Raw genomic sequence first — 3,161 nt, forward strand, 5'->3', positions numbered from 1 at the left:
TAAGCGCCGCCTGGAAAACCGAACCGCCCCAAAGCAGTGCCCGGCTGCAAGTTTGCGTCGGGGATAACCGTACCTGGCACCGCATACGGTTTAGTTGGAAGCGAATCGTCGGGGTAAAACAGGCTGCCATCAGCCTTGGTGAACTCCGGGCCCGGGTCAACTGGGTGGTATCCGTGGAACAGCGGATGATCCTGAGGCAGCGGTTGCGGTGGCTCAAGAGGCACCGGCTGCGGGCCGTCGGGCAGCACGGGCGCATGCGGGCCGGCGGGCACATGCTCGCCGGGAAGGTCGGCTGGCCCCGTCGGCGGGACATGCTCGACCGCAGGCGGCAAGGGGGAGTGGGTGCCTGGGACGGGTTCTCCGCCGATACCGGGTTGACCGGGTGGCGGGAGGTGCGATTCGGCCATTGCCGCACGCAGCTCGGCCCCACTCACCGCGCGAGGCAGCACGTTGTCAGCCGTCAACCCCTCCAACGCCTCACGACTCATGAGCGTCTTGAACCCCTGCCACGCCGCGACGCCGCCCGCCTTGAGCGCAGGACCACCGGCAGCCAGGCTGACGGCAGTCCACAGCGGTTCGGAGGTGGCTTCGACCTTCCCAGGATCCGGTGTGCGCATGCCGGTCAACTTGCCGCCGCTGAAGTTGTAGTACGTGCCGGTGGCCTGGTCGAAGAATTGGCCCGCGCCGTCTTTCAACTGCCCGACGACCTGCACAGGTTGGCCGTCGACGTTGTAGGTGAACATGAAATGCCCGTCGGGCGTGGTACTCACCGATGCGGGGTCGATGCCGTGGTAGTCGGGAATCTTTCCTAGATCGTCGAGGGCGTGGGCGAGATCGGCCTTGAGTTGCGGAAGCTTGGCGCTGTCGGCCTCGCCTTCCGGGGAGCCGGGGCCGTGGGTGTAGAGGTCGGCCATGGCCTTATTCAGAGCCTGCTGCGCGGCGCGCACCTTGCCCATCTGGTCCACGACCGCTTGGTCGGTGATCTGCTGGATTCGACCGAGCGCATCACGTTGGGCCGCAGTCGGTTCCGGCACGCCGTCGGCGTCGACCCCGTGTAGCGGGGCGCCGTCGTAGCCTTCGGTGTGCAGATTGTTCATTGATTTCTGCAGGCCGTCGGCGTAGCCGTTGCGGATTCCCTGCAGCGCGACCAAGGCCTCCTTGGTGTCGCGGAGCGCGTCGTCCTCACACGTGTCGATGAAGGCGTGCAACGCTTGCTGGTCCGCCGCGCTAAGGCTTTTATCGGTGTTCAACATGTTCACGGCCTGGACGACGAAGTCCGAGACCTGCTTCAGTTGGGCATCCAGCGTGGCGATCCGTGCGGCCCCGGCCTTCTGCGCCTCGGCCAATGCGGCGGCGATGTTCTCCAGATCGACGCCAATCTTGGGCAATTGCAACGTCTGCGTGCCCAGGTGGTCGGTCACCTTCTGCACTTCTGCGGAGTCGTTGATCGGGTGGTCGCCGTTCTGGTGGTTCCACGCCGCCTCGAAGCGTTTGCGAGCCTGCTCGAATTCGCTGCTGGCCTCCGCGGTGCACCTGCCTGCGGCATGAAACGCCTCGGCCAGTCGAGAGATCTGCGATGGGCTGCCAGCCTGCAGGCTCTGGTTGATCGCCCAGGGATCACCGCCCGCTTCGGCGATCAGCGCCGGTTCATCTATATAGGGGAGCCCCACCGCGCCGCCCTTGACTACCCATCCTCAAGCATCCGTCCCCGAACTTCCAACCCCTCCCGAGCTGGTCATTAGGGTACTGATACGGACGCGTGCGTCAATTCACCTCGCTAAAAGCCGCCGAAGATCATGGGGACGCTCAGCGGCCCCCGGATGGCCGGGGTGTCGCGCCACTGTGCCGGGCCCGTCAGAACCGGTTGTCGGGCAAGAATCTTGGGCAGCGCGATGCTCAGTTCGAGTTGCGCGAGGGCGGCGCCGAGGCAGTAGTGCGCCCCATAACCGAAAGACAGGGGAGCCGGCCCAGGCCGGTCGAGCCGGAACTTGCTGGGATCATCGAACACTGCGGGGTCGCGGTTGGCGGCAGCGATCACAACCAAAACGCTTTGGCCAGAATTAATTTCCACGCCGCAGACCACTTGGTCGACGGTCGCCGTGCGCGCGGTGCACTGCACCGGGCCGTCGAATCTGATCAACTCGCTAACCAGCGCGGGGTCGCAGACATCAACGCGATCGGCGATGCGGACTCCGTCCTCGTCCGGCGTGAGAAGCGTAATGAGCCCGGCGCCAAGGAGATTAGCGGTTGTCTCGTGCCCCGCGACGGCGATGAGGATGGCCGTCATGACCACTTCCTCGAGCAGCAGCTCCGGATCGGCGGCGATGAAGCTGAGCAGGTCGTCTTTTGGGTGTGCCCGGCGATCGGCCGCCATGGGCAGGAACTCGGCCGTGAGTCCGGCCGCCGCGGCGGCGCCCGCGGCGATGTCGTCGGGGTCGGCGAGTGTCCCCAGCATCCGGATGATCGTCGGCGAAAGCTCGCGCAGAAGCCGCGCGCTCGCCGGCTCAAGGTCCAGCCATGCCCCGATCACCGCGATCGGCAGCGGCAGGGCTATATCGGCCATGAAGTCGAAGGGGCTGTCCGCCGGCCGGTGATCGATCAGCTCGGTGGCGATCGACTCCACGCCTGCCGTCAGGTTGCTGATGAACGATCTTGTGAACACGTCCCGCACCGCTGCGCGCAACCGTTGATGATCGGCGCCGTCGGCGAAAAGCATTGATCGCGAGATGAAGTCACGGCTGACCAGGTCTACGGATGCGCGGGCAATCGGGTTGGCGAGCGGATTGCTGGTCCATCCGGTTCCACCCAGGACTTGCCGGGCGGCCTCGTAGCTCAGGACCAGCCAGGCTTGCGCCGTGTCATCCCACACCACCGCACCTTCACTACGGCGCTCCTCGTAGAACGGGAAGGGGTCCGTCGCGCCCCAAGGCAGCCGGGCGGTGTCAGTGGTCTTCACGGTAGTCCATTCCAAAAGGCAAGCTACGCTTACGAACCCACGCCACGTGTTGGCGGCCCAGTTCTGTAACAGGTGCCGCGACACCGTCCATGTCGTCGACCATTGCCCGTCCGTACATGACGGCACGCAGTGCAGTGAAAATCGCGTTCATCGAGAGATTCAGCCGCGAAAAGAACACGAAGTCGGCGGGCACCGACATTCTGCG

Annotated in this window: 2 protein-coding genes and 1 pseudogene; all 3 read right to left on the reverse strand. The window is 65.2% G+C overall.

Annotated features, from left to right (window positions below; all coding sequences use genetic code 11):
• On the reverse strand, positions 1 to 1,670 hold a 1,670-nt coding region (locus JOZ00_RS05630), incomplete at its 3' end, for a hypothetical protein (protein WP_293340909.1).
• Between the two features lie 107 nt (positions 1,671 to 1,777).
• Complete coding sequence (locus JOZ00_RS05635; protein ID WP_293340912.1) at positions 1,778 to 2,956, reverse strand: cytochrome P450; 1,179 nt, start codon at positions 2,954 to 2,956, stop codon at positions 1,778 to 1,780.
• A pseudogene (locus JOZ00_RS05640) lies at positions 2,943 to 3,161 on the reverse strand (AarF/ABC1/UbiB kinase family protein); the annotation flags it as partial. The gene JOZ00_RS05635 and the pseudogene JOZ00_RS05640, both read right to left, overlap by 14 nt.

It is taken from the genome of Mycobacterium sp. (genome assembly GCF_019243155.1).
Classification (GTDB): domain Bacteria; phylum Actinomycetota; class Actinomycetes; order Mycobacteriales; family Mycobacteriaceae; genus Mycobacterium.